Raw genomic sequence first — 24,986 nt, forward strand, 5'->3', positions numbered from 1 at the left:
GAATTCGTAAGCGGCACAGCGTGAACGGCACACAAGGAGCGGTACGGATGGAACGGGTCTCACCCTGGCTGAAGGCCGTCAACACGGTCCTGACGCCCGCGATCGCCGGACGCCGCAAGAAGGTCGACCGCGTCCTGGACCGCGCCGTGCGCGAAGCCGAGCACCGCACCGGCTCGACCGCCCACGGCGAAGAGGCCTTCGTCGAGGACATGCGCGTCCTCGTCGCCGGGTACGCCGACATCCACGGCCTCACCGTCACCGGCTGGGTCGCCGTGCAGCAGGAGGTCACCGACCGCCTCGAGAACCGCCTGCGCATCCGCAAGCTCCACGTCCTCAAGCCCGAGCTCGCCGACGAGCCGATCAGCCGGCCCATCGTCGTCACCGGCGTCCCCCGCACCGGTACCACCATGCTCCAGCGCCTCCTGGCCGCCCACGCGGGCCACCGCTCCCCGCTCATGCACGAGCTCATGCACGCCGACCTCGACACCGCCGACCACCTGCGCCGCGCCGAACGCGCCGCCGACTTCCTCACCAAGGCCGTCCCCACCTTCGGCGCCGTCTACGACATGCACCCCGAGAAGCCCGACGCCGACGTCTGGGTCCTCCCGCACGGCATCGGCCACCTCGTGCGCGCCCAGCCGCCCGGGTACGTCCAGTGGATGCTCGAACGCGACTACGCCCCCGACTACCGCTACCTCAAGCAGACCCTCCAGGTGCTCCAGCACGGCCGCCCCCGCCGCCGCTGGGTCCTGCGCGCCCCCGCGCACCTGTGGAACCTCAGGGCGCTCGTCAAGGCCTTCCCCGACGCGCAGATCCTGTGGACCCACCGCGACCCGGCCGAGGCCCTCGGCTCGCTGTGCTCCATGACCGAGACCGCGACCGGGATGAACACCGCCGAACTCGACCCGCACGAGATCGGCCGGACCTGGCTGGGGCTCTTCGCGACCGGCCTCGACCGCGCCCGCGCCGCCCGCGCCCGCATGCCCGCCTACGCCGTGGTCGACGTGCCCTACCGCGACCTCACCGACGACGCCCGCGAACGCCTCCCGCAGCTCTTCGAGCACCTCGGCGCGACCTGGGGCGGCGCCGAGCAGGCCGCCCTCGACGCGGCGCTGGCGTCTCGCCCGACCGAGCACAAGTACGACCTGGCCCGGTACGGCGTCACCGAAGGCGAGATCGACCAGGCCCTCGGCGACTACAAGCGGGCCTTCGCCCCGTTCCTCTAGAGCTCCAGGGCGAACGCCCAGAGGTCGACCCCGGGCACCGGCGACCAGTCGAGGTCGTGCGCGCGCGCGAACCCGAGCCGCCCGTAGATCCGGTGCGCGGTCGTCATCGCCTCCTGCGAGCACAGCACGACGCGCTTGGTCCCGGCCTCGGCCCGCGCCGCCTCCACGCACGCGGCCGCCAGTGCCGACCCGACGCCGCGCCCGTGCGCGGCGGGCGCGACCGCCAGCATCCGGATCTCGGCGTCCCCGGGGCCGCCGAGCTCGCACATGGGGCTGCCGTGGAAGGCGAGGGTGACGCCGCCGAGCAGTGCCTCCCCGTCGGCGGCGACGAGGACGCGGGCGCTGGCGGCGCGGTGGGGGACGTCGCGCAGGCGGTCCGCGTAGGTGTCGTCGAGCCCGTCGAGGAGGAACCCGCCCCGGAGGTAGGAGTCGACGGTCAGGTCCCCAAGGGCCGCATGTTCTCCCGTGCGGACGGGACGGATCTGGAAGTCGCGGTTCGCGGTCACCCGGACATGCTGCCACGTCTATCCGACAAAAACCTGGGATAGCGCTTGCAAAGCGCGTCGCGGGCCGGTTGAATCGAAGCTTGTGAGCGACGCGATCCGCAACCCGATCCTGCCCGGCTTCCACCCCGACCCCTCGGTGCTGCGGGTCGGCGAGGACTACTACGTGGCGACCTCGACGTTCGAATGGTGCCCCGGCGTGCGCCTGCACCACTCGCGGGACCTGCGGCACTGGCGGCCGATCGGCGGCGCGCTCGACTCCCTCCGCCTGCTCGACCTCACCGGCGTCCCCGACTCCGGCGGCGTGTGGGCCCCCGACCTCACGTACGCGAACGGCCGCTTCCACCTGGTCTTCTCGGTCCTCGACAACTACGCCTACGGCTACAAGGACTGCGCGAACTACCTCACCACGGCCGCGTCGATCGAAGGCCCCTGGGCCGATCCCGTGCGCCTGCCCGGGCGCGGCTTCGACGCCGCGCTCTTCCACGAGGACGACGGCTCCACCTGGCTGCTCAACATGATCACGGGCTTCCGCGGCATCGAGATCCAGCAGCTCGTGGACGGCAAGGCGATCGGCGACCCGGTGCTGCTCCTCGAATCGAGCCCCGCGGGCGTCACCGAAGGCCCGCACCTGTACAAGAAGGACGGCTGGTACCACCTCCTGTGCGCCGAGGGCGGCACCGGCTTCAACCACGGCGCCGTCGTCGCCCGCTCCCGGAACCTCTTGGGCCCCTATGAGACCGACCCGAACGGGCCGCTGCTCACCACCCGCGACAAGCTCGACCTGCCGCTCCAGAAGGCCGGGCACGGCTGCCTCGTCGAGACGCAGACGGGGGAGTGGTACATGACGTACCTGGCCTCCCGGCCCTACACCGAGATCGAAGCCGGCGTCCCGACCGACGCCCGCGAGCGCGACGCCACGGGCCGCTGCGTCCTGGGCCGCGAGACCGCGATCGCGAGGATCGACTGGACCGACGGCTGGCCCCGGATCGACGGCGCCGCACCGGCAATGGAGGTCCCCGCCCCGGACCTGCCCGCGCACCCCTGGCCCGTCGCGCCCGCCCGCGACGACTTCGACGCCCCCGCACTCGACCACCGCTGGGCCACGCTCCGCCGCCACCCCGACCCGTCCTGGCTCAGCCTCACCGAACGGCCCTCGCACCTGCGGATCACCGGAGGCCAGTCCCCGCACGGGAAGCGCACGCCCAGTCTCGTCGCCCAGCGCGTCACCGCCAAGCACGGCGTCTTCGAGGCGGGCCTCGAATTCGACCCGCAGACGGTCGACCAGACCGCCGGGATCACCGCCTACTACAACGCCTTCAACTGGCACAGCCTCCACATCGGACTCCATGAGGGCCGCCGCACGCTCGTCCTCGCCACCGCCGACCGGGGCCGCCGCACCGCAGTACCCGTCGCCGAAGTCGGAACCAGGCTCGACCTCCGCATCGTCTTCGACGGCCCCGCACTGCGCTTCGCCTACCGCGACAACGGCGAATGGACCGACCTCGAAACCGAGGCCGACACGACGATCCTCGCCGACGAGCACGCCACCTGGATCGACCCCGGCCTCGTCCACGCCTTCGGCTTCACCGGAGCCTTCGCCGGCCTCTGGGTCCAGGACCTCGCCGCCGAAGGCGGCTACGGCGACTTCGACTACGCCGCATACAGAGTCGGCCGATCCGCTTGACCCGAGCCGGTTCGGGACAGGTCCCGACAGGAGCCGATATCGTCTAGGATCGATGTCACACCTCACAGGATGCAGCGTCGCGTCCGCATGTGCGATCCCCACGCACCGCATAGGCACCCCGACAGGACACCCCCATGCCTTCCAACGACAGCGCCGCACTCGGCGAGCTCAAGAGGAACCTGCCCGCCCCGATGCCCGGCCACGAGCCGCCCGCGCCCCTCGACCACGGGAGCGCCGGCCTCCTGCGCGACTACGCCGACCAGCTCAAGCGCAAGACCCCGCTCGCCCGCGTCAACTGCGCCGAGTTCACCGACGACCCCGTCCCCGACCTCCTCACCGACATCAAACGCCAGCTCATGCGCCGCTGCGACCCCTACCCCAGGCTCCAGTTCCGGCGGCTCGAACTCGCACTCGCCGTGACCGACCAGCCGATCAACTTCCGCAACCACCGTGCGGCGCAACGCAACATCAAACAGGCCGCGAAGGCCACCTTCGCGCCGCCGTCCGTCTCGGCGAACGCCGTGACCGAGAGCGGCGCGGTCCTCGGGCAGGTCGTCCCCGGCACGGCGCAGGTGCCCGCGCTCATCGCCGGGCTCTACCAGGCGCGGTTCCCGACGCTCTACAGCTTCTACAAATGGTTCGGCCACCGCGACGTCGGCGAAGTGGACGAGCCGCTCGACTACCTCGCGAACCTGAACCGCTGGGCCCACCCCCTGGCCGCCCCGGGACCGGCCCGCGAGGCCGAACTGCGCAAGCGCGACCGGGCGCTCGTCGCCGCGTTCCTGGCGGACCTCCGCCACGCCTACGGCCGCGGCCGCCTCGCGAAGGAGCAGTGGTACTGCTGCGTCGCGCTGCTGACCAACGCGGACGCGCTGGCGGGCAAGGCGTTCCTGGCGCGGCTGCACGAGGTCACCGAGTGGCTTCGCCGCTCGCAGGTCGAACCGGCGGCGTTCCTGGTCGTGACCGACCGCGTGAAGGCCCCTGAGACCGGACGGACCACGTGATGAGCGATATCGACGTTGACGACGACACCGGCATCGGCTTCAGCCGCGGCTCCCGCTGGTGGCGCACCCGGCGGCGCAAGCAGCGCCGTCTCGCGGCCTTCCTCGCGGTGGTGGTCGCGCTCGCGGCGCTCGGCGTCGGCGTGAAGTGGGCCTACCCGCAGTTCCAGTGCGGGTTCGGCTTCTCGCAGGTCCGCCAGGTCGATGGCGAGTGCGTCGGCGTCACGGACGGCTCGTACGTCTTCCAGGAGCAGTTCACCGAGGTCCAGGAGAACATCAAGGCCGAGAACGACTGGGCCGCGGAGCAGGCCGAGGCCGAGGACCAGCCGCTGGTGCGGATCGCGCTGCTCACGACCCTGACGACCACCGACGACAGCGCGATGAGCGGCGACAAGATCCAGAGCGCCCTCGAAGGCGCGTACGTCGCGCTCCACCGCGCCAACCGGACGCGCGAGCTCGGCGACCCGCAGCCGTACGTGCAGCTGTACCTCGCGAACGAGGGCGCACGGCAGTCGCACTGGGAGCTCGCGGTCGGGCAGCTCGAAGACATGGTCGACGACGAGGTGCCGCTCGTGGCGGTCATCGGCCAGGGCGTCAGCAGCGACGCGACAGTGCAGGCGGCCGAACGCCTTGCCGCCGACGGCATCCCGATGGTCACCGGCGTGACCACCGCCGACGGCATCGACCACGGCAGCATCGACGGCCTCCTGCGGGCCGCACCGAGCAACACCGACTTCGCGGTCGCGCTGCGCCGGCACCTGGACGCGCAGGACGAGCTCGACTCGGCGATCATGGTGTACGACAGCACCGCCCAGGACCGGTACACCACGACGCTGCGCACCGCCTACGAAGCCCAGCTCGGCGAATACCTGACCTCATCCGACCAGCCGTTCCCCGGCCGCTCGATCGAGACCGGCGGCCCCGAGGTGTTCGACCCGATCACCCGCAACATCTGCACGGACGGATCGGACGTGGTGCTGTTCGCGGGGCGCGAACCGGACCTGAAGGTGTTCATCGAGGCGCTCAGCGTCCGCGCCTGCGACGAGCAGCCGCTCACGGTCATGTTCGGCGTCACCGGCACCGACCTCCAGCACGATGCCGAAGTGCTGCAGCAGATCAGCGAGAACAACCTCAACGTCCTGTACGCGGCCGGATCCGACCCCGGCTGGGCCACGGGAGCGACCCCCGCGCCCGAGGGCTTCGCCGCGTTCCAGGAGCACTTCGCGAAGCTCGTCACCGACGACCCGGCGGCGCTCTCGGACGGGTACGCCGTGACCTACCACGACTCGCTGGCCACGGCGATCGGCGCGGTGCGCATCACCAACCCCTGGGAGGACAAGGCGCCGCTGCCCGAGGACGTGCGCGAGCACCTGCTGCTGCTCAACAGCGAGCAGGTCGTGCGCGGCGCGACCGGCACGCTCAGCTTCGCGAGCAACCGCGGCGGGAACCCCGGCGGCAAATGGGTGCCGGTCGTGCCCCTGCCGTATCCGGAGGATCCTGCCGGTCTGCCCGCTGAGGACACGTACGTCACCCCTGTCGAATGACCCGCCGCCGACCAGCCGAGGTGTAGCCGCAGGCCGAACGGGTACCCCGAGCGCAGTCACCGTTCGGAAAGGACGGAAGCCAATGGGTGGATTCGACAAGGCAAAGGACAAGACCGAACAGCTCATCGGCCGCGCCAAAGAGAAACTCGGCGACGCGACCGACAACGAGGGCATGGCGAACGAAGGCCGCGCCCAAGAGCTCAAGGGCAAGGCGAAAGAGGAGTGGCACGACCTTCAGGAGAAGGGCGACGACAAGCTCCACGACGCCAAGGAACGCCTCACCGGCGACGATGAGGACGACCGGCGCTGACCGGACGCCCTGACCGGAAACCAACGGGGCCGGGCCGCTGCGAAGCGGCCCGGCCCCGAAAACGTCGTCACCGGCGCGGCGGCGGCGCCACCGTCTCGCGCACCACGATGTGGGTCCCCAGGACCACCTGGTCCGAAGCCGTCGCCTCGCGGCGCAGCCCCAGCCGCACCGCCTCCCGGCCCAGCTCCTCGTGCGGCACGTGCACCGTCGTGAGCGCCGGAGTGAGGTCCGAGGCCAGCGGGATGTCGTCGAAGCCGACCACCGACATGTCCTTCGGCACCTCGATCCCGGCCTCCCGCAACGCCTTCAGCACCCCGGCCGCGACCATGTCCGTCGCGCCGAACACCGCCGTCACGTCGTCCCGCTCCGCCAGCAGCTCCCGGGTCAGGTCGTACCCGCTCTGCTTGGAGAACTGGCCGGGGATGATGAGCGACTCGTCGACCTCCACGCCGTAGTCGGCGTGCGCGCGCCGGAACCCCCGCACCCGCTCGTCCGTAGTGGACAGACCCACACCCATGCCCATGTACGCGATCACCTTGTGACCCGCAGACAGCAGATGCGAGGTCATCGCGTACGAGCCGCCCTCGTTGTCGTAGTGCACCACCGTCGCCGGGACGTCGTCGCCCAGCGACGGCCGCCCGCACAGCACCAGCCGCGACCCCGACCGGTCCAGCGCCGAAGCGAAGTACCGCATCCGCTCGTTGTACGTCCCGTCGTCCCACGCCCCGCCGACGACGATCACGGCCTCCGCGTGCTGCTCGCGCATCAGCTCCACGACCGCCAGCTCCCGCTCCGGGTCGCCGTGCGTCGTGCACAGCAGGCACAGCCGCCCCTCCGAGGCGGCCTGCTGCTCGACCCCGCGCGCGATGTACGCGTAGAACGGCCCCGTCACGTCGTCCACCACGAACGCCACGGTCTTCGTCGTCGCCCCCGCCAGCGCGCGGGCGTGCGCGTTGACCACGTAGTCGAGCTCCCGCATGGCCCGCAGCACCTTCGCGCGGGTCGCGGGCGCCACCGGGTAGTTCCCGGCGAGGACCCGCGAGACCGTCGGCACCGACACGCCCGCCCGGGCGGCCACGTCCCTGATCGTGGGGCGCTTGCCGGCCTCGGCATTCGACTTCTTGGGCACTAGGGGCCTTCTCTCACCGTTCTCGGGGATGCGACGGGTCCGCACCCAGGGTATTGCACGCTCGCATATTCCTTTGTGCGCACGTCATGTGCGAACCCGCCGCATGCTGCCTACTCCGTCACTTCGAAGCCCAGCGTGAACGCCGTCGCCTCGGGCAGCAGCCGGTGCTCGGGCAGGACGCCCGGGCCGCACGCGGCCGAGCCCATACCGTGCAGGGCCGCGTCGAGGTTCACGTACAGGCGGTCGCGCTCGACCAGCTCGTGCGTGTGCTTCGCCGCCTCCAGGTCCTCGCTCGTCCACGGGCGCACCGTGAACGCGAACTCGGGCGCGCCGAACACCTTGAGCGACTTCCCCTCACCGGAGAGGCTGGCCCAGCGCACGTCGATGCGCGAGCCGTTCTCCTGCGGGAACACGTACGGGGCCTGCATACCAGACACAGTGGACTGGAACCGGCCGACCCGCGCGGCCGCGCGCGTGTCCGCGTACGCCTCGCCCGGCCCGCCGCCGAACCACTCGACCGCGTCCAGAGACTTCGGCACCGAGGCGCGCACACCCAGGCGCGGCAGCGGGAAGTTCCACTCGCCCAACGGGTTCACCTCGACGGTGAGCCACAGGCGGGCGCCCTCGAGCCGCCACCGGTAGACGGTGTCCATCGCGATCTCGGCGCCGGCCGCGCCGACCCGGGTCGACACGGTCAGGCCATCCGCAGTGGACTCGATGTCGAGGACCTTGTGCTCCAGCCGGTACAGGGCCGAGTTGCGGTCCGTCCACTGCTTCACCAGCGGCGCGTGCCAGCTGAGCAGGTCGTTGTCGGTCGGGGCCCGCCACAGGTCGAGACGCGGCCCTTCGATCTCCAGGCCGCCGATCGCCGTGAGGCGCCCGAGCGCGTCGAAGACGGCGCCGCCGAGGCGGTAGCCGCTCCCTTCGGCGACGGGCGCGGTTCCGGACCCGCTCGGCGCGGGGGCGCTGGCAGCGAGTTGCGCTTGGCCCCAGGCGATCTCGTGCCCGGCTTCGGCCCACGGCTCGTCCTTGGCGAGGACGGCGCGGACGGTGAGCCAGCGCTCGCCGTCGGCCTGCCCGAGGGCGGCGACGGCCGCGGGGAACGCGACGATCCCGGACTCGCCGGGCGCGACGGCGCGGATCTCGAGTTCGCCGTCGGCGACGACGACGCCCTCGTCCTCGACGGTCCAGGTGTAGGCGAGGTCGCCGGTGTCGGCGAAGTCGCGGAGGTTCGCGACGCTGACGGCGCGCGAGCCGGGCTGGACATTGATGCGGACGGGCTCGACGACCTTCTTGAACTCGACGAGGCCGGGGGAGGGCTCGCGGTTCGGGAAGATCAGGCCGTCGACGACGAAGTTGCCGTCGTGGAGCGGCTCGTCGAAGTCGCCGCCGTAGGCGAACCACTCGCGGCCGTCCGCGTCGTGCAGGCGCACGCCGTGGTCGATCCACTCCCAGATGAACCCGCCCTGGCAGCGCTCGTGCTGCTCGAACAGGCGCTGGTACTCGCTCATGCCGCCGGGGCCGTTGCCCATGGCGTGCGCGTACTCGCAGAGCACGAACGGGATCTCGTGGCGGCGGTGGTGGTCGAGCGCCGGGTCCTTAGTGGAGTCCTCGGTCTTGTGGCCGATGCGGTCGGTCTCGGCGTGGTCGGCGTACATGCGGCTGTACATGTCGGTGTAGCCGGAGTCCCAGTCGCCTTCGTAGTGGATGGGGCGGCCCGGGTCGCGCTGCTTGGCCCACTGGGACATCGCGGCGAGGTTCGCGCCGGTGTGGCTCTCGTTGCCGAGGGACCAGATGATGACCGAGGCGTGGTTCTTGTCGCGTTCGACCATGCGCGCCATGCGGTCGAGGTAGGCGTCCCTCCACATGGGGACGTCGCTGGGGTTGTTCCGCCACTCGTGGTGGACGAACCCGTGCGTCTCGAGGTCGCATTCGTCGACGACCCAGACGCCGATCTCGTCGCACAGGTCGAGGAAGCGGCGGTCCGGCGGGTAGTGGCTGGTGCGGACGGCGTTGACGTTGTGCCGCTTCATGATCTCGAGGTCGCGGCGCATGGTCTCGACGCTGAGGGTGCGGCCGGTGTCGGGGTCCCACTCGTGGCGGTTGACGCCGCGCAGGAGGATCCGCTTGCCGTTGACCTTGAGGAGGCCGTCCTCGATCTTGACGGTGCGGAAGCCGATGCGCAGGCTCACGCGCTCGGTCGCGGTGGCGACGACGGCGTCGTACAGGCGCGGGGTCTCGGCCGTCCACGGTTCGACCGCGACGCTGGCGGTCTCGCCCGCACTGATGTCGATGCCGAGCTCGGGCACGGTGACGCGTGCGTCCGCCGCGGTCTCGACGCGGAGGGTGCCCAGTCCGGTCGCGTGGTCGTAGTCGGCGTGCGCGAAGACGTCCTCGACGCCGTTCTCGGGTCGGTGCACGAGGTGGACGGGGCGGAAGATCCCCGAGAGCCACCACATGTCCTGGTCCTCCAGATAGGACGCTGCGGACCACTGGTGGACGCGAACGGCGACGGTGTTCTCGCCGGGCGTCAGGTGCTCGGTGGCGTCGAACTCGGTGGGGAGGCGGCTGCCCTTGCCGTCGCCGAGGAGGTTCCCGTTGACCCACACGGCGAATGCGGAGTCGACGCCTTCGAAGCGCAGGACGGTGCGGCCGGTGGCGGGCCAGTCGGCGGGGAGGGTGAAGGTGCGGCGGTACTCGCCGGTGGGGTTGGCGTCGGGGACGCGGGGCGGGTCGACGGGGAACGGGTAGACCGTGTTGGTGTACTGCGGTTTGCCGTAGGGCGCGTCGCCGTCGAGGTCGTGCATCTGCCACATCGACGGGACGGCGAGGGTGTCCCAGCCGCTCGCGTCGAAGCCGGGGGCCTCGAAGCCCTCGGTGGTGTCGTGGAGGCCGGAGGCCAGGTTGAAGCGCCACTCGCCGTCGAGGCTGAGCGCGGCGGCGTCGGAGGCCAGCGCCGCACGCGGATCGCGCCGCCCGCTACCTGGGCTAACGCTTTCCACGTAGGTGAAATCGATTCGGCTCATTCGCCAGGGTTCCCTTTCCTGTATGCGATCGGTCCGGTCGGCGGAGCCGACCGGACTTCCTGCCCGCGACCGCCGAGCTGCCGCGCTCTCGCGCGGCCGCCTCGTCTCGGTTCGGCGATGCGGGCCCGCTCATTGTCCGCCATGCCGCGGACGCGTCCACCGCGCCCGGCCCCGCCGTCTCGCATGGCAGGCCGACCGGATAGATACCGGTTTCTATCTTAGGGGCGGCCAGTGAGGTGTCAATACCCGGGAGACGTTCATGTTCCAGGAGTGAAGGAAGATCGCTTCTTGTTCGAAGGGAAAACGTCGGGACCCCGCGCTATTTTTGTGCCAGGGGTCCCTTAAGGGGGATTTATCGCGATAAAGCAGGATTCGTCATTATTCGACCGGCTTCAGCATCGACGAGAAGACGACCGTATCGGCCGGGAAGTGCTCCGCCGCGTACGCCTCCAGTTCCGGTGTGACCAGGAGCGCATCGATGATCGCGACGCCGTTCTGGTCGTCCGCGAAACCGCCGTACACGTAGCGCGGGAACTCCGCCACGATCTCGTCCGCGATCGCCTGCAGCTCCCCGGTGCTCAGATCCTCGGCCGGGTCGCCGATCTCCGGCTCCTGGTACTGCAGCTCAGGGTAGTCCGCCATGTCGATCTCCGAAGTCGGCACCGGGTCCTCGGTGAGCACGAACGACTTCCCGTCGAACGTCCCCGTCACCAGGTACGACCCCCACCGGACCCCCGCGGCCTCATCGTGCTCGACCGCGTCCCAGTCCCAGCCCGACACCGGCAGGCCCCCGCACTGCGGCGGATACGACTCCGCCACCGCGCCGCACAGCTCCGCCGCGTCCCGCTCGACCCCCTGGAGCACCGTCAGCGCCCCCTGGTAGACGAGGCCGCCGCCCGGCGCCGTCGGCTCGCCCGACTGCGACTGGTCCGCAGCCGAACCGGTCCCGTCCCCGGATCCGCCGCCGTCACCCGAACCCTGCCCGCACGCCGCCAGCACCAGCAGCGCCGCGACCGGGATGAACCGTTGCAACATCTTGTGTCCCATCATGTCCCTTCGACGCCGCGCCCACCGAACGGGTTCCCCGGACCCGGAAGATCATCCAATCTCGGCACGCGACACGACAGCAAAACACAGTCGGATAACAGATAACCGAAACCGCCCCCTGATGCTAGTTTTGGGCGGCGCCACCAGCGCCCCCAGGCCGGAGCCGCCCACCCGCCCGAGCACTCCGCCGCCCCACCGTGAGGAGCCACCGCCCATGAGCGACAAGTTCAACCCCCGTGCCGCGATCGCCATCGGCATCACCGTCCTGTGCTGGGCCTCGGCCTTCGTGTCCATCCGCGACGCGGGCCGCCACCTCGACCCCGGCCCCCTCACCCTCGGCCGCGCCGGAGTCGCCGCCGTCGTCCTCCTCGCCGTCTGGGCCGTCCGCCGCGAAGGCCTCCCCAAGCGCGCCGCCTGGCCCGGCATCCTCACCGCAGGCGTCCTCTGGTTCGGTGTCTACATGGTCGCCCTCAACTGGGGCGAGCAGCTCGTCGACGCCGGCACCGCCGCCCTCATCGTCAACATCGGACCCATCCTCATCGCACTCCTCGGCGGCTGGTTCCTCAAAGAGGGCTTCCCGCCCCGCCTCTTCCTCGGCATCGCCGTCTCCTTCGCGGGCGTCGCGGTCGTCAGCCTCTCCATGTCCCGCGACGGCGCCTCGTCCGTCCTCGGCGTCCTGCTCTGCCTCGTCTCGGCCGTCACCTACGCCGTCAGCGTCGTCGTCCAGAAGCCGACCCTGAAGCACTGCACCTCGCTCCAGTTCACCGCCTTCGGCAACGCCATCGCCGCGGTCCTCTGCCTGCCGTTCGCCCCGACGCTGTTCTCCCAGCTCGACGCGGCCCCGGTCTCGGCGACGCTCCACGTCCTCTACCTCGGCCTGTTCCCCACGGCGCTGGCCTTCCTCACCTGGGGCTACGCCCTCCGCTTCACCACCGCGGGCAAACTCGGCGCCACCACCTACGTGGTCCCGGCGATCGTGGTCGGCCTGTCCTGGCTGCTCCTGTCCGAGGTCCCGACCTGGCTGACGCTCGGCGGCGGCGCGCTGGCGCTGGTCGGCGTGGCGATCTCGCGTTCGCGCGGCAAGCAGTCGAACGCGGCGCCGAAGCCGCCCGTGGAGGCGACGGACGCAGCCGCGCCCGCCGTGAAGTCCTAAGTCCGCCAACCGTTCCGCGAGGCGTTCGAGGCGTGCCTTCCAGTCCGCCTTCGCGGCGGCGACCTCCTCGGCCGAGCCGAGCTTGGCGATCTCGACCTGCACGGCGGTCTTGGCCTCGCCTTTCACGGTGAGGTTCGCGAGGACGCGCGTGCCGTCGGAGGCGTCGAACCGCACGGACTTCGGCGGGGAGGCGCTGCGCTGCGTCAGCTCGAGCCCGTCGAGCCACCCGGCCTGCGCGGCGGGGTCGGCCAGCTGCTCGAACACGGCGGCGATGGAGGCCGGAACGGTCTTCGAGGCGTTGGCGCTGAACGTGCCGTCGGGCCGCTGGCCCGGTTCGCGCAGGCCCCGCTCCTGCTCGTAGCCGACGGTGATGGACTGGGCCCACCAGCCGTCGACCTCGAACTCCCGCACCAGCATCCGCGCGATCGCGGTGTGGTCGAGCTGTGCCGCGCCGCGCTCGTCGAGGAGCGCCAGCCAGGTCTTCCAGTCCGCGCCGGTGCCTTCGATCAGGGCCTGGTCGGACATGGTCTGGCGGCGCGGTGACGTCGATGCACCCATGGCTCCAGCGTAGGTGAGGAGCGTGGTGCGGGCGCCGCATCCGGCAGAAGGCGCGGCCGTACGCCGCCGGGCGGGAACCGCCTCGCCGTCGCGTCCCCGACAGTTTTTGCTATTTATGGCGGTTTCCTCCGTGAATGCACTTGTTCGGGCATTAACGTTCCTCCACGAACCTGATCGGAACGGAGCCAGCATGATCCCTGCCCGCCTCTCGGCCGCCGCCCTCGCCGCCGCCGCCGCGCTCGTCCTCCTGCCCGCCGCGGCCGCCCAGGCCCAGATGGATCCGACACGGTATGTGGCCCTTGGCGACTCGTACTCCTCGGGGACCGGCACCGGCGACTACTTCGACGAGGAGTGCCTGCGCTCGGCCAAGGCCTACCCGCAGCTCCTCGCGACCGGACTCAGCGCCGACTTCACGTTCGAGGCCTGCTCGGGGGCGACCGCTAACGACCTCCTCACCAAGCAGCTCGGCAGCCTCGACGCCGAGACCGACCTCGTCACGGTCACCATCGGCGGCAACGACATCGGCTGGGCCGAGGCCGTCAAGGCCTGCATCACGCCGCTCACGAGCTGCGCCGACGAGATCGAGGCGTCCGAGGCGCTCGTGCGCGACGAGCTGCCCGGCCTGCTCGACGGCGCGTACGGCGCGATCGCGAACCGCGCCCCGAACGCCGACGTCTATGTGCTCGGCTACCCGCGCCTGTTCAACGGCGAGCGCGCGTGCGGCGCGCTCAAGCAGCCGAACGTCGAGGAGCAGCTGCTCATGAACGCGGCCGCCGACCGGCTCGCCGGGGTCATCCAGAACAAGGCCGAGGAGCACGGTTTCACCTATGTGGACGTGCGGGACGGCTTCGACGGGCACGCGATCTGCGACGACGTCGCCTACCTCAACAACCTGGCCTACCCGCCGGTGGAGTCCTACCACCCGAACGCCATGGGCCACCTCAACGGCTACTACCCGGCGGTCGCCCGCGCGGTCTTCTGACCGGACGCGGCGGCGGGACGGCGCTGCCGTCCCGCCGTTCGCTTGCCCCGCAACGCCTGCAGTGCCCGCAAATAGAATGAGATATGTAAAGTTCCCGATTTGTGATGGTGCAGGGGTTCCCCGCAAGTTACTCGCGAGTTCACAATATGTGGCAAGTCAATGCCGACTCGCAAAGGAACTTCCCCCATGCACCGACTTCCCCGCGCGGCCACCGTCGTCGCCGCCGCCCTCGCGCTCCTGGCCCTCCCCGTCGCGGCCGAAGCGCAAGCCCCCGCAGTCGAATACGTCGCCCTCGGCGACTCCTACTCGTCCGGCTCGGGCGCCGGGCCCTACACCGACGCCGCCTGCCAGCGCTCCCTCAAAGCCCACCCCTCGCTCCTCGCGGCCGAGCTCGACGCCGAGTTCACGTTCGTCGCGTGCGGCGGGGCGACCACCGACGACGTGCTCGCCGGGCAGGTCCAGGCCCTCGAAGCCGGGACCGACCTGGTGACGATCGGCATCGGCGGCAACGACATCGGGTGGTCCGACGCGATCACCAAGTGCATCACGCCGTTCACGAACTGCACCCCGGCGATCCAGGAGGCCGAGCGCAAGGCAGTCGAGGAGCTGCCCGCGAAGCTCGACGCGGTCTACACCGAGATCGAGACCAGGTCGCCGGACGCGGAAGTCGTCGTGACCGGGTACCCGCGCCTGTTCGCGGCGCGGAACACCTGCGACGCGCTCGGCGCGATCAGCATCGCCGAGCAGCAGCGCATGAACGCGGGCGCGGACCTGCTCTCGGCGGTGATCGAGGAGGCCGCCACGGCGCACGGCTTCACCTATGTGGACGTGCGGGACGAGTTCACCGGCCACGAGGTGTGCTCGCAGGCGCCGTGGCTGCACGGGTTCACGCTCACTGACGTGCCGTACCACCCGAAGGCCTCGGGGCACGCCAGCGGCTACTACCCGGCGGTGCTGGCCGCGCTGTAGCGCGCGGAGACGGCGACGGGCCCGGCGATCGCTCGCCTGGCCCGTCGCGCGCGTTCGGGTTCAGGCGCCCCAGTTGTCGGGGATCGCGGCGAAGGCCGGATCGACCTGGGCGTAGCGGCCCACGTTCCAGGTGAACGCGCGGGCGCGCGAGAGCGGGTGGTCGGGGAACTGGGCGTCGTAGGCCGGGTCGTCGCCGCGGTGGAAGGGCAGGCGCGTCTGGAGCTGCGGGTCGAACGGGTGCGGCATCGTCCAGTTCTCGAAGCCGAACTGCGGCATGAGGGTCGCCTCGCGCATCCCGGTCATGCCCTGCTCCTTGGCGAGGTACATGAGCTGCGCGTACTGGGGCGCTTTGGCGAGGGTGAACATGGCCATGAAGAGCTGTCCGCTGGGCGCGTTGGGGATGGGGAGCTTGACGAGCTGGCGGACGGCGGTCACGCCGCCGAGGTTCACGGGTTCGACCTCGATGAGGCAGCCCTGCTCGGCGTACATGCCGGCGAAGCCGCGCTGGAGGGCGTAGGGGTCGCGCAGCCATTCACCGGGGAACGGGGTCCCTTGGGCGACTTGCACTTTGGCGACGTCGCCGGTGCGGGGGTCGGTCCAGGTCGTCGCATCCTGTTGCTGGAGACCACTGGTGTTGAAGGAGATGACCATCGGGCGACCCTAGCTCGCGGCGTCCACCGGGCGCGTGGTGCGCCCGGCGGACGGGAGGCGAGACCGGCGGCCGCACGACGCCGTCTCAGGCCTGCAGTGCGAGCGCCAGCGGGTAGACGGCCGTCGCGCCCGCCTCCCGCAGCCGCATGGCGGCCACGGTCGCCGACCAGCCGCTGTCGCGCACGTCGTCGACGAGGAGCACGCTCGACGCGGGCACCGTGAAGTCCACAGTGAACGCGTGCAGCACCTGCTGGAGGCGCTGGGCGCTGTTGGCGCGGTGCGTCCCGCCGCCGGTGACGGACGCCCGGCCGAGCGATCCGAGGTAGTCCATGCGGCCGAGCCGCGCGAGCCGCTCGGCGAGCCCGTTCACGAGCCTGGGCCGCGACAGCGAGCCCATCGAGACGACCGCCGAGGGCCGGTCGGCCCAGTCCCAGGACGCGAGCACCTGCACCACGGCCTTGAACACGTCCTCGGGGACCTCGCGGTCCGCGCCGTCGGACAGGAGCTCGCGCAGCGGGCCGCCCCAGCCGATGTCCGACAGGCGCGCCAGGGCCCGGCCCGGCTCGGCGCCGGACTCGGCCGGGATCTTCCCCTTCAGGTCGATCCCGATGGCCTGCAGTCCGGTGGGCCACATGCGCTTTGCGTCGAACGGCACGCCCGGCTTCGACAGCGCCGCCGCCGCGCCCGCCGCGGCCTCGGCCGAGACGCCCGCCTCGGTGCGGGTGCCGGTGCAGTTGTCGCAGCGCCCGCACGGCACGGCCGCGGCGTCGTCGAGCTCCTTGCGCAGGAACTCGAGACGGCACTCGGCGGTGGACTCGTAGGCGAGCATGCGCCGCTGCTCGTGCTTCCGGGCGGCGTCCACTTTGGCGTACCGCTCGGCGTCGTAGGCCCACGGCTGTCCGGTGGCCTCCCAGCCGCCCTTCACGCGGCGCACCGCGCCGTCCACGTCGAGCACCTTGAGCATCATCTCGAGCCTGGTGCGGCGCAGGTCGACCCGCGTCTCGAGCGCGGCGGTCGACAGGGCGCGGCCCTCGGCGGCGAGCACGTCGAGCGTGCGGCGCACCGCGTCCTCGGCCGGGAACGACAGCGACCCGAAGTAGTCCCAGATCGCGCGGTCCTCGCTGCCGGGCAGGAGCACCACCTCGGCGCGGTCGCGGGCGCGGCCCGCGCGGCCGATCTGCTGGTAGTACGCCACCGGCGAGGACGGCGCTCCCAAGTGGACGACGAAGCCGAGGTCGGGCTTGTCGAAGCCCATGCCGAGCGCGCTGGTGGCGACGAGCGCCTTGACGCGGTTGCCGAGCAGCTCCTCCTCGCGTTCGAGGCGCTCGGCGTTGTCGGTCCGGCCGGTGTAGGAGGCGACGGCGTGGCCGCGCGAGGAGAGGTAGTCGCTGACCTCCTCGGCGGCGGCCACCGTGAGCGTGTAGACGATGCCGGAGCCGTCCATGCGGGGGAGCTGCTCGTCGAGCCAGGCGAGGCGGTGGGCGTTGTCGGGCAGGTCGGCCACGGAGAGCCGCAGGGACTCGCGGTCGAGGCTGCCGCGCAGGACGAGCGTGGCGGCGTCCTTCTTGTCGAGCTGCTCGGCGATGTCGTCGGAGACGCGGGCGTTCGCGGTGGCGGTGGTCGCCAGGACCGGGACGCTGCCGGGGAGGTCGTCGATGAAGGTGGCGATGCGGCGGTAGTCGGGCCGGAAGTCGTGGCCCCAGTCGGAGATGCAGTGGGCCTCGTCGACGACGAGCAGGCCGCACCCGGCGGCGAGCTTCGGCAGCTGGTAGTCGCGGAACGCGGGGTTGTTGAGCCGCTCGGGGCTGATGAGCAGCACGTCCACAGTGTCCTCGGCGATGGCCTCGGCGATCGCGTCCCAGTCCTCGGGGTTGGCCGAGTTGATGGTGCGGGCGCGCACCCCGGCGCGCGCGGCGGCCTCGATCTGGTTGCGCATGAGCGCGAGCAGGGGCGAGACGATCACGGTGGGGCCCGCGCCGCGGCGGCGCAGGAGCGAGGTGGCCGTGAAGTACACGGCGGACTTGCCGAACCCGGTGCGCTGCACCAGGAGCACGCGCCGGCCCGGTTCGTCCTCGTCGCAGAGGGCCGCGATGGCCCGCCACTGGTCCTCGCGCAGCCGCGCGTGCTCGCCCGCGAGGGCGCGCAGCAGTGTCTCGGCTTCGTCTCTGAGCGTCGCTGTTCCTGCCATAGGGACCGTTGTACCGCACTGGTGTGACGGACCGTGACGACAGTAGGCTCGGGCCGATGGACAACACGGCACCGATCGAGATCCATTGGAAGTCAGGCGCCTGGACGGCGCTGCCGGTCGCGGCGGAGGAGTCGGACGGCAGGCTGCTCGTCACGGCCGCCGAGGGCAGCGACGCGTGGCGGCACACCGGGTACGGCTTCGTCCACGAGGACGAGCACGCGCTCCTGGAGGCCTGGGACCGCGCCCGGGCCGTCGAGGTGAGCTTCATCGCGTCGTTCGAGGCGCAGTTCGACCAGGCGGGCCTCATGGTCCGGGTCGACGCCGACCACTGGATCAAGGCCGGGGTCGAGTTCGCCGACGGCGCACCGCAGGTCGGCGCGGTCGTCACCGCGGAGAAGTCCGACTGGTCGGTCGCGCCCGTCCCCGAGTGGGCCGGACGCGAGGTCACAATCCGCGCCTCCCGCCTCGACGACGCGGTCGTCATCCGCGCCCGCGCCGACGACGAGCCCTGGCGGCTCGTGCGCCTCGCCCCGCTCGCCCCGCACCTCGCGGCCAAGGCCGGGCCCTACTGCTGCGCGCCGTCCCGCGCCGGGCTCACGGTCGCGTTCACCTCATGGCGGCTGACCGCCCCGGACGAGGCACTGCACTGAGGCTTGCTCGCCTCTTGTTCGAAAGGGCGATGTCACACCCGAGGAGTACTTTTGCGCCAGGGGTCCCTAAGACCGGAAATATCACCATTTAGCGGGTTATTTCCAGTCTTCCTCGTCGTCTGGTGTCGGCTCGTCCTCGCCGAGCTCCTTGTCGAGCTCGGCCGCGAGGAGCTTCAGATCGTAGACCGACATGCGCTGCGCGCGGTCGGCGCGGCCCTTCGCGCTGACCGCGACGCCGTCGGCGCGCAGGAGGTCGGGCACGTCCCGGCCGGTGCGGCCGTCCGCCCAGCGGAACCCCTCCGAGACCGTGCCGCCAGCGGTCAGGACCCGGTAGGCCCGCGCCACGTTCCCGTCCCGCATGTACGCGCCCACCTGCCGCGGGCCCGTGCCGATCAGCTCCGCCAGGTCCCCGTACGAAGTCCAGGTGCCCTCCGGCAGCGCCTCCACGACCCGCCGCACCCGCTCCCAATCCGCTTCAGACGTCACCCCCGCAATCTACCGAGCGCGGGCGACGGCCCCCGCCGCGCGTCGGACGCCACCTGGCGGGATCGCCTCGGCTAACGAGCCGCCTCCTGGTGTTAACGTCGAAGCTGACAGGGGAGCCGATTGGCTGAGAGTGCGGAACCGACCGCAGACCCTCACACCTGATCCGGGTAATACCGGCGTAGGAAGTCGTCGCCGCTGTCGCGCAATGCCCGCAACCTCGAAAGGCAAGCCCATGCCCGACAGCCCCGCCCTCTCCAGCCCCGGACGCTGGCGCACCGTCGACATCCTCACCTGCGCCGTCCTCGCCGTCGCCTTCGGCATCGTCTTCTGGGCCTGGAACTTCGTGTGGGCCGGACTCGAACCGGTCCTCGCGTTCCTGCCCCCGCTCAAGGGCATCCTCTACGGCGTCTGGCTCATCCCCGCCGTGCTCGCCCCGCTCATCGTCCGGCGCATGGGCGCAGGCCTCCTCACCGAGGGCCTCGCCGCCACCGTCTCGGCCCTGCTCGGCTCCTACTGGGGCGTCCTCGTCATCTACCAGGGCCTCGTGCAGGGCCTCGGCGGCGAACTCGCCTTCGCCGCCGGACGCTACCGCCGCTACGGCACCCTCATCGCCGCCGCAGCCGGAGCCCTCGCCGCCTTCGGCGCGACCATGTGGGACGTGTTCGTCTCCTACCCCGACACGTCGCTGTGGGCGTTCAAGGTCCCCTACATCGCCTTCGCCATGCTCTCCGGCGCCGTCGTCGCCGGACTCGGCTCCAAGGCCCTCGTCAAGGCCATGCTCCCCACCGGCGTCCTCGACCGCTTCCCGGCCGGACGCGAACGCCAGCGGATCTGAGTCCGACATGATCCCGGTCGAGTTCCGCGGCTTCGCCTGGCGCCACGCCGGACGCCGCGCCCAAGCCGTCGCGGGCGTCGACCTCCGCGTCGAACCCGGCGAGCGGGTCCTCCTGCTCGGCCCCTCCGGGTCCGGCAAATCCACCCTGCTCGCCGCGCTCGCCGGACTCCTCACCGAGGACTCCGGCGAGCAGGACGGCGACGTCCTCATCGACGGCAAACCCGCCGCCGAGCAGCGCGACCGGGCCGGCATCCTCTTCCAGGACCCCGAGACGCAGCTCGTCATGGCCCGCAGCGGCGACGACGTCGCCTTCGGCCTCGAGAACCAGGCCGTCCCCCGCGACCGGATCTGGCCCCTCGTTCACGAAGCGCTCGAAGCCGTCGGCTTCCCCTACGGCCCCGACCGCGCCACCCACGCCCTCTCCGGCGGCGAGCAGCAGCGCCTCGCCCTCGCCGGCGTCCTCGCCCGCCGCCCCGACCTCATCCTCCTCGACGAGCCCACCGCGAACCTCGACCCCGAAGGCGCCCAAGAGGTCCGCGACGCACTGCGCGCCGCGCTCGCCGCCACCGAGGCCACCCTCATCGTCGTCGAGCACCGCGTCGCCGAGATCCTCGACCTGGTCGACCGCGTCATCGCCCTCGGCCCCGGCGGCACCCTCCTCGCCGACGGCCCCGCCGCGGCCGTCCTCGCCGAACACGGCGACCACCTCGCCGCCCAAGGCGTCTGGGTCCCCGGCGTGCCGCTCCCCACCCGGCCCGCTCGCGCCGCCGGAGACGTCGCGCTCCGCGGCGAATCACTCGCCCTCGTCCGCCCCGGCGCCGACCGGCCCGCCCTCGACGACGTCTCCTTCGAACTGCGCCAAGGTGAACTCCTCGCCGTCACCGGCCCCAACGGCTCCGGCAAGTCCACACTCGCGCTCCTCGCGGGCGGACTCGCCAAGCCCACCCGCGGCCGCGCCACCGTCCCAGGCGAGACCCGGCCCCTCCACCGGCTCCCCGCCCGCCGCCTCGCCACCCGCGTCGGCTCGGTCTTCCAGGACCCCGAGCACCAGTTCGTCACCGCCAGCGTGCGGGACGAACTCGCGTTCGGGCCCCGGCAGGCGGGCTGGGCGAAGGACCGCATCGACGCCCGCGTCGCCGAACTGCTCGAACGGCTCCGTTTGGCGCCCTTGGCGAACGCCAACCCCCACACGCTCTCCGGCGGCGAGGCCCGCCGCCTCTCCGTCGCCGGAGCACTCGCGGCCGCGCCCGGTGTGCTCCTCCTCGACGAACCCACGTTCGGCCAGGACCGGCGCACCTGGGGCGAGCTCGTCGACCTCACCGCCGACATCCGCGACGAGGGCACCGCGCTCCTCGCCGTCACCCACGACCGGGACTTCGCCGCCGCCCTCGCCGGACGCGAACTCGTCCTCGACGCGGGTCGCGTCAGCGAGGAGCGCCGCCGATGAGCATGACCCTCGCGCCCGTCTGCGACACCGAAGCGCCCATCGCCCGCGTCAACCCGGTGGCGAAACTCGCCGCCGTCGCCGCCGTCTCGACCACCGCGCTCATCGCCTCCGACTGGCTCACGCCGCTGCTCCTGCTCGCCGCGCTCCTCGCCGCCATCCCGTTCAGCGGCATCAGGATCGGCGAACTCGCACGGCGGCTGCGGTTGCTCTGGTTCGCCGCGCTGACCGTCGTGATCGTGAACGCGGTCTTCGCCGCCGAGCAGACCGGCCAGATGCTGATCACGTTCGGCCCCTTGGAGATCAGCTCCGGGGCGCTGCTCGGGGGCACCGCGATCGGCCTGCGCGTCTGCGTCGCCGCCACCGCCGGGGTGCTCGGATTCGCGACCACCGACCCGACCGACCTCGCCGACGCGCTGACGCAGCAGCTCCGGGCCCCCGCCCGGTTCACCCTCGGCGCGCTGGCCGCGCTGCGTCTCATGCCGCTGCTCGCGGCCGAATGGCAGCAGATCACCAGCGCCCGCCGCGCCCGCGGCCTCGAAGGCGGCTGGAACCCGCTGCGGCGCGCGCGGCTCTTCGCTTCGACGATGTTCACGCTGCTGGTCGGCGCGATCCGCCGTGCCGGGCGGCTGGCGGCGGCGATGGACGCCCGCGGCTTCGACTCCGAGATCCCGCGGACCCACGCGCGCGAGCAGCGCATGCGCCCGGCCGACTGGGCGGTCATCGCCGTGGCGCTGCTCGTGTGCGGCGCAGCGGTGGCGGTGAGCGCGGCCTACGGCGTGTTCACGGCCTTCGACTGAGCACCCCGCCCCGGCGGTGCGGTCAGACGTCGACGGGGGTGCCGTCCGCGATGCGCTGGTAGGGGTCGCCGATGAGGTGCATCAGGTTGCGGTCGACGATGGCGATGCCGTCCTCGGAGAGGATCGCGTCGTGGATCGGGTGGACGACCGGGGCGTCGACCGCGCGGATGAAGTCGACGCATTCGGAGAGCTTCATCCAGGGCGCGGCGACCGGGGCGAGGAGGACGCGGACCGGGAGGTCGGGGACCGTGAGGGCGTCGCCGGGGTGGAAGACGCCGTCCACGAGGTAGCCGACGTTGGGGACCACCGGGATGTCGGGGTGGATCACCGCGTGGTGCCTGCCGACGACCTTGACCTCGGTGCCCGCCACGGGGATCGCGTCGCCCGCGCTGACCACGGTGAACGGCAGGCCGCCGAGCACGTCCGCGAGCGATTCGGGCCCGTAGAACACGGTCTCGGGCTGGTCCTCGAGCAGCCGCCGCAGCTCCGGGTCGTTGCAGTGGTCGGCGTGCTGGTGCGTGATGAACACGGCGTCCGCGCCGTCGAGCGCTGCAGGGTCGGAGAAGACGCCCGGGTCGATGACGATCGCGCCGCCGTCGGTGTCGAAGCGGACGCACGAGTGGCCGAACTTGGTGAGTCGCATGCCTTCACCGTAGAGCGCCCGAGCATCGCACGGCCCGACTCTCCGAGATAGGTCCTTCTGCGCGGTGCTCCGGGGACGCGGCGCCTGCGCAGAGCACCGCCTGACTCTCCGAGATACGTCGCTGCGTTCGGCATTCCAGTGGACGCGGTGTCTGCGCATCGCTCGGCTCGACGCGGCAAGGAACGCAGCGGCGGTGCCTCGCGGGACGGCTCCCCGGGGACGCGGCGGGCCGGGGCGTCTCGCCTCGGCCCGCCGCTGCGGGTCCTGGTTTCCGGTCGTTTCCCGCTGCGGTCGTCGCGGCCCCGCCGCAAGGTGGGACGCGACGACCTCTGCTTCAGACGGCTGGTTCCTCCTCGACCGCCGGCTGCGCGAACTGGGCCTCGTACAGGCGGGCGTAGGCGCCGCCCGAGGCGAGGAGTTCGTCGTGGTCGCCCTGTTCGACGACGCGGCCGTGCTCCATCACCACGATCACGTCGGCGTCGCGGATGGTCGAGAGGCGGTGGGCGATCACGAAACTCGTGCGTCCCTGCCGCAGCGCGACCATGCCCTGCTGGACGAGCATCTCGGTGCGGGTGTCGACCGAGCTCGTCGCCTCGTCGAGGATCAGGATCGACGGGTCGATGAGGAACGCCCGCGCGATCGTCACGAGCTGGCGCTCGCCCGCGCTCAGGCTGCCCTCCTCGGCGCCGACCACCGTGTCGTAGCCCTCGGGGAGGGTCCGGATGAAGTGGTCGGCGTGCGCCGCCGCAGCGGCCGCCACGATCTCCTCGCGGGTCGCCTCCGGCCTGCCGTACGCGATGTTCTCGGCGATGGTGCCGTCGAACAGCCACGTGTCCTGCAGGACCATGCCGATGCGCCGCCGCATCCGCTCCCGTTCGACAGTGGAGACGTCGACGCCGTCGACGGTGATCCGGCCCGCGTCCAGGTCGTAGAAGCGCATGAGCAGGTTGACGAGCGTGGTCTTGCCCGCGCCCGTGGGGCCGACGATCGCCACGGTCTGGCCCGGCTCGGCCGAGAGCCACAGGTGCTCGATGAGCGGCTCGTCCTCCAGGTACCGGAACGACACGTCCTCGAACGCGACCTTGCCCTGCACCGTGTCGAGCGCGGCGTCGACCCGCGGCGGGTCGGGCCGCTGCTCCTCGGCGTCGAGGAACTCGAAGACCCGCTCGCCCGAGGCCACTGCGGACTGGACCTGCCCGAACATGCCCGCGAGCATGTTGAGCGGGTTCGAGAACTGCCCGGTGTACTGGATGAACGCCTGGATCTGCCCGAAGGTGAGCACTGCGGCGGCCACCTGGAGCCCGCCGACCACGGCCACGAGCACGTACGTGACCGAGCCGAGGAACGCCATCGCCGGGCCGAGCAGGCCCGCGACCCACTGGGCGCGCACGGTGTTCTCGTACAGCTCCTCGTTGTGCGCCTTGAACCGGGCCGCGCCCTGGGCCTGGCGGCCGAAGAGGGTCACGAGCTGGTGCCCGGTGATCATCTCCTCGACGTGGCCGTTGAGCTTCCCCGTCGTCGCCCACTGCTTCGCGAACCGCGGCTGGCTGCGCTTGCCGATGAGCCGCGCCGCCAGCACCGTGAGCGGCATCGTCAGCAGCACCACGAGCGTGAGCAGCGGCGAGATCGTGAGCATCATGATCGGCACGCCGACGAGGAACAGCAGGCCCTGCACGATCCGCTGGGTCACCTGCCCCACGGTCTGCGTCAGGTTGTCGATGTCGTTGGTGACCCGCGAGAGCACCTCGCCCCGCGAACGGGAGTCGAAGTACCGCAACGGGAGCGCCGAGATCTTCCGGTCCGCCTCGGCGCGCAGCCCGAACGCCATCTCCTGGGCGAGCTTCGCGATCGTGCGCCCGTTGAGGACGGTGATCGCGAAGGTCGCCAAGGCGAGGACCACGGCCAGCCCGAGCATCCGTGCGAGCGCCCCGAAGTCGAGCCCGCCCGAGGTCGCGCCGTCGATCACGAGGTCCGTGGCGCGGCCGAGGACCGTGGGGATCGACAGCATCCCGGCGACCATGAGGACGCCGAAGCCGACCACCGAGGCCAGCCGCAGCGGGTTGCGCCGCAGCAGTTCGAGGATCCGGCGGACGGTGCCGCGGAAGTCCGCCGCTTTGGTCGTGCCGGGAGCGCCGCCCGGCCTGCCCATCATGC

The 24,986-nt window shown here is 71.6% G+C and carries 22 protein-coding genes and 1 riboswitch; of the genes, 13 read left to right on the forward strand and 9 right to left on the reverse strand.

What is annotated here, in order from left to right; translation table 11 throughout:
- Positions 1–47 precede the first annotated feature (47 nt).
- Entirely contained in the window at positions 48–1,226 is a 1,179-nt protein-coding gene (locus ACGGCP_RS11715) for a sulfotransferase family protein (RefSeq protein ID WP_392964534.1), read from the forward strand.
- On the opposite strand, the gene ACGGCP_RS11720 is transcribed toward ACGGCP_RS11715, so the two are convergent.
- Positions 1,223–1,732, reverse strand: coding sequence for a GNAT family N-acetyltransferase (locus tag ACGGCP_RS11720; protein WP_392964536.1), 510 nt, complete (start codon positions 1,730–1,732; stop codon positions 1,223–1,225). The genes ACGGCP_RS11715 and ACGGCP_RS11720 overlap by 4 nt on opposite strands.
- Positions 1,733–1,814: 82 nt before the next feature.
- Here ACGGCP_RS11720 and ACGGCP_RS11725 point away from each other — a divergent pair, with 82 nt between their 5' ends.
- From ACGGCP_RS11725 to ACGGCP_RS11740, 4 genes are all read left to right on the forward strand, one after another.
- Complete coding sequence (locus tag ACGGCP_RS11725) at positions 1,815–3,416, forward strand: glycoside hydrolase family 43 protein (RefSeq protein WP_392964538.1); 1,602 nt, start codon at positions 1,815–1,817, stop codon at positions 3,414–3,416.
- 134 nt (positions 3,417–3,550) lie between these two features.
- Complete coding sequence (locus tag ACGGCP_RS11730; protein ID WP_392964541.1) at positions 3,551–4,420, forward strand: hypothetical protein; 870 nt, start codon at positions 3,551–3,553, stop codon at positions 4,418–4,420.
- A complete protein-coding gene (locus tag ACGGCP_RS11735) occupies positions 4,420–5,961 on the forward strand; it encodes an ABC transporter substrate-binding protein (protein ID WP_392964543.1) in 1,542 nt (513 codons plus the stop codon). Before ACGGCP_RS11730 ends, ACGGCP_RS11735 begins: the two co-directional genes overlap by 1 nt.
- 82 nt (positions 5,962–6,043) lie before the next feature.
- Positions 6,044–6,271, forward strand: coding sequence for a CsbD family protein (locus ACGGCP_RS11740; protein WP_392964546.1), 228 nt, complete (start codon positions 6,044–6,046; stop codon positions 6,269–6,271).
- Between the two features lie 67 nt (positions 6,272–6,338).
- Here ACGGCP_RS11740 and ACGGCP_RS11745 read toward each other — a convergent pair whose 3' ends face one another.
- The 3 genes from ACGGCP_RS11745 to ACGGCP_RS11755 form a co-directional block, all read right to left on the reverse strand.
- On the reverse strand, positions 6,339–7,400 hold the full coding sequence (locus ACGGCP_RS11745) for a LacI family DNA-binding transcriptional regulator (RefSeq protein ID WP_392964548.1): 1,062 nt from the start codon (positions 7,398–7,400) through the stop codon (positions 6,339–6,341).
- A gap of 110 nt (positions 7,401–7,510) precedes the next feature.
- Positions 7,511–10,426, reverse strand: a complete 2,916-nt coding sequence (locus ACGGCP_RS11750; RefSeq protein WP_392964550.1) for a glycoside hydrolase family 2 TIM barrel-domain containing protein — start codon at positions 10,424–10,426, stop codon at positions 7,511–7,513.
- Between the two features lie 378 nt (positions 10,427–10,804).
- Positions 10,805–11,461, reverse strand: coding sequence for a hypothetical protein (locus ACGGCP_RS11755; RefSeq protein WP_392964553.1), 657 nt, complete (start codon positions 11,459–11,461; stop codon positions 10,805–10,807).
- Between the two features lie 226 nt (positions 11,462–11,687).
- On the opposite strand from ACGGCP_RS11755, the gene ACGGCP_RS11760 reads away from it, so the two are divergent.
- From ACGGCP_RS11760 to ACGGCP_RS11775, 4 genes are all read left to right on the forward strand, one after another.
- The gene (locus ACGGCP_RS11760; protein WP_392964556.1) at positions 11,688–12,626 is read left to right on the forward strand and encodes a DMT family transporter; all 939 of its coding nucleotides are present in this window, start codon (positions 11,688–11,690) and stop codon (positions 12,624–12,626) included.
- 127 nt (positions 12,627–12,753) lie between these two features.
- Entirely contained in the window at positions 12,754–12,987 is a 234-nt protein-coding gene (locus ACGGCP_RS11765; RefSeq protein WP_392964559.1) for a hypothetical protein, read from the forward strand.
- Between the two features lie 387 nt (positions 12,988–13,374).
- Complete coding sequence (locus tag ACGGCP_RS11770; protein ID WP_392964562.1) at positions 13,375–14,166, forward strand: SGNH/GDSL hydrolase family protein; 792 nt, start codon at positions 13,375–13,377, stop codon at positions 14,164–14,166.
- Positions 14,167–14,352: 186 nt separating this feature from the next.
- Positions 14,353–15,135, forward strand: coding sequence for an SGNH/GDSL hydrolase family protein (locus ACGGCP_RS11775; protein WP_392964565.1), 783 nt, complete (start codon positions 14,353–14,355; stop codon positions 15,133–15,135).
- A gap of 60 nt (positions 15,136–15,195) precedes the next feature.
- On the opposite strand, the gene ACGGCP_RS11780 is transcribed toward ACGGCP_RS11775, so the two are convergent.
- Together ACGGCP_RS11780 and ACGGCP_RS11785 are read right to left on the reverse strand one after the other, a co-directional pair.
- Positions 15,196–15,786 carry a hypothetical protein gene (locus ACGGCP_RS11780; RefSeq protein ID WP_392964567.1) on the reverse strand — a complete coding sequence of 197 codons (591 nt, stop codon included), beginning with the start codon at positions 15,784–15,786 and terminating at the stop codon, positions 15,196–15,198.
- 85 nt (positions 15,787–15,871) lie between these two features.
- The gene (locus ACGGCP_RS11785; RefSeq protein ID WP_392964570.1) at positions 15,872–17,974 is read right to left on the reverse strand and encodes a DEAD/DEAH box helicase; all 2,103 of its coding nucleotides are present in this window, start codon (positions 17,972–17,974) and stop codon (positions 15,872–15,874) included.
- Between the two features lie 56 nt (positions 17,975–18,030).
- On the opposite strand from ACGGCP_RS11785, the gene ACGGCP_RS11790 reads away from it, so the two are divergent.
- A complete protein-coding gene (locus ACGGCP_RS11790) occupies positions 18,031–18,624 on the forward strand; it encodes a DUF1349 domain-containing protein (RefSeq protein ID WP_392964572.1) in 594 nt (197 codons plus the stop codon).
- 96 nt (positions 18,625–18,720) lie between these two features.
- On the opposite strand, the gene ACGGCP_RS11795 is transcribed toward ACGGCP_RS11790, so the two are convergent.
- Positions 18,721–19,110, reverse strand: a complete 390-nt coding sequence (locus ACGGCP_RS11795) for an MGMT family protein (RefSeq protein WP_392964575.1) — start codon at positions 19,108–19,110, stop codon at positions 18,721–18,723.
- 99 nt (positions 19,111–19,209) lie between these two features.
- Positions 19,210–19,312, forward strand: a riboswitch (TPP riboswitch).
- A gap of 30 nt (positions 19,313–19,342) precedes the next feature.
- Here ACGGCP_RS11795 and ACGGCP_RS11800 point away from each other — a divergent pair.
- From ACGGCP_RS11800 to ACGGCP_RS11810, 3 genes are read left to right on the forward strand one after another with little or no spacing between them, the layout of a single operon-like run.
- The gene (locus tag ACGGCP_RS11800; protein WP_392964578.1) at positions 19,343–19,945 is read left to right on the forward strand and encodes an ECF transporter S component; all 603 of its coding nucleotides are present in this window, start codon (positions 19,343–19,345) and stop codon (positions 19,943–19,945) included.
- A gap of 7 nt (positions 19,946–19,952) precedes the next feature.
- Complete coding sequence (locus ACGGCP_RS11805; RefSeq protein ID WP_392964581.1) at positions 19,953–21,392, forward strand: ABC transporter ATP-binding protein; 1,440 nt, start codon at positions 19,953–19,955, stop codon at positions 21,390–21,392.
- A gap of 2 nt (positions 21,393–21,394) precedes the next feature.
- The gene (locus ACGGCP_RS11810; protein ID WP_392965099.1) at positions 21,395–22,189 is read left to right on the forward strand and encodes an energy-coupling factor transporter transmembrane component T family protein; all 795 of its coding nucleotides are present in this window, start codon (positions 21,395–21,397) and stop codon (positions 22,187–22,189) included.
- 22 nt (positions 22,190–22,211) lie between these two features.
- On the opposite strand, the gene ACGGCP_RS11815 is transcribed toward ACGGCP_RS11810, so the two are convergent.
- Entirely contained in the window at positions 22,212–22,832 is a 621-nt protein-coding gene (locus ACGGCP_RS11815; protein WP_392964583.1) for an MBL fold metallo-hydrolase, read from the reverse strand.
- Positions 22,833–23,166: 334 nt separating this feature from the next.
- The gene (locus ACGGCP_RS11820; RefSeq protein ID WP_392965103.1) at positions 23,167–24,984 is read right to left on the reverse strand and encodes an ABC transporter ATP-binding protein; all 1,818 of its coding nucleotides are present in this window, start codon (positions 24,982–24,984) and stop codon (positions 23,167–23,169) included.
- Positions 24,985–24,986 lie beyond the last annotated feature (2 nt).

This window comes from Glycomyces sp. NPDC048151 (assembly GCF_043202775.1).
GTDB lineage: Bacteria > Actinomycetota > Actinomycetes > Mycobacteriales > Micromonosporaceae > Glycomyces.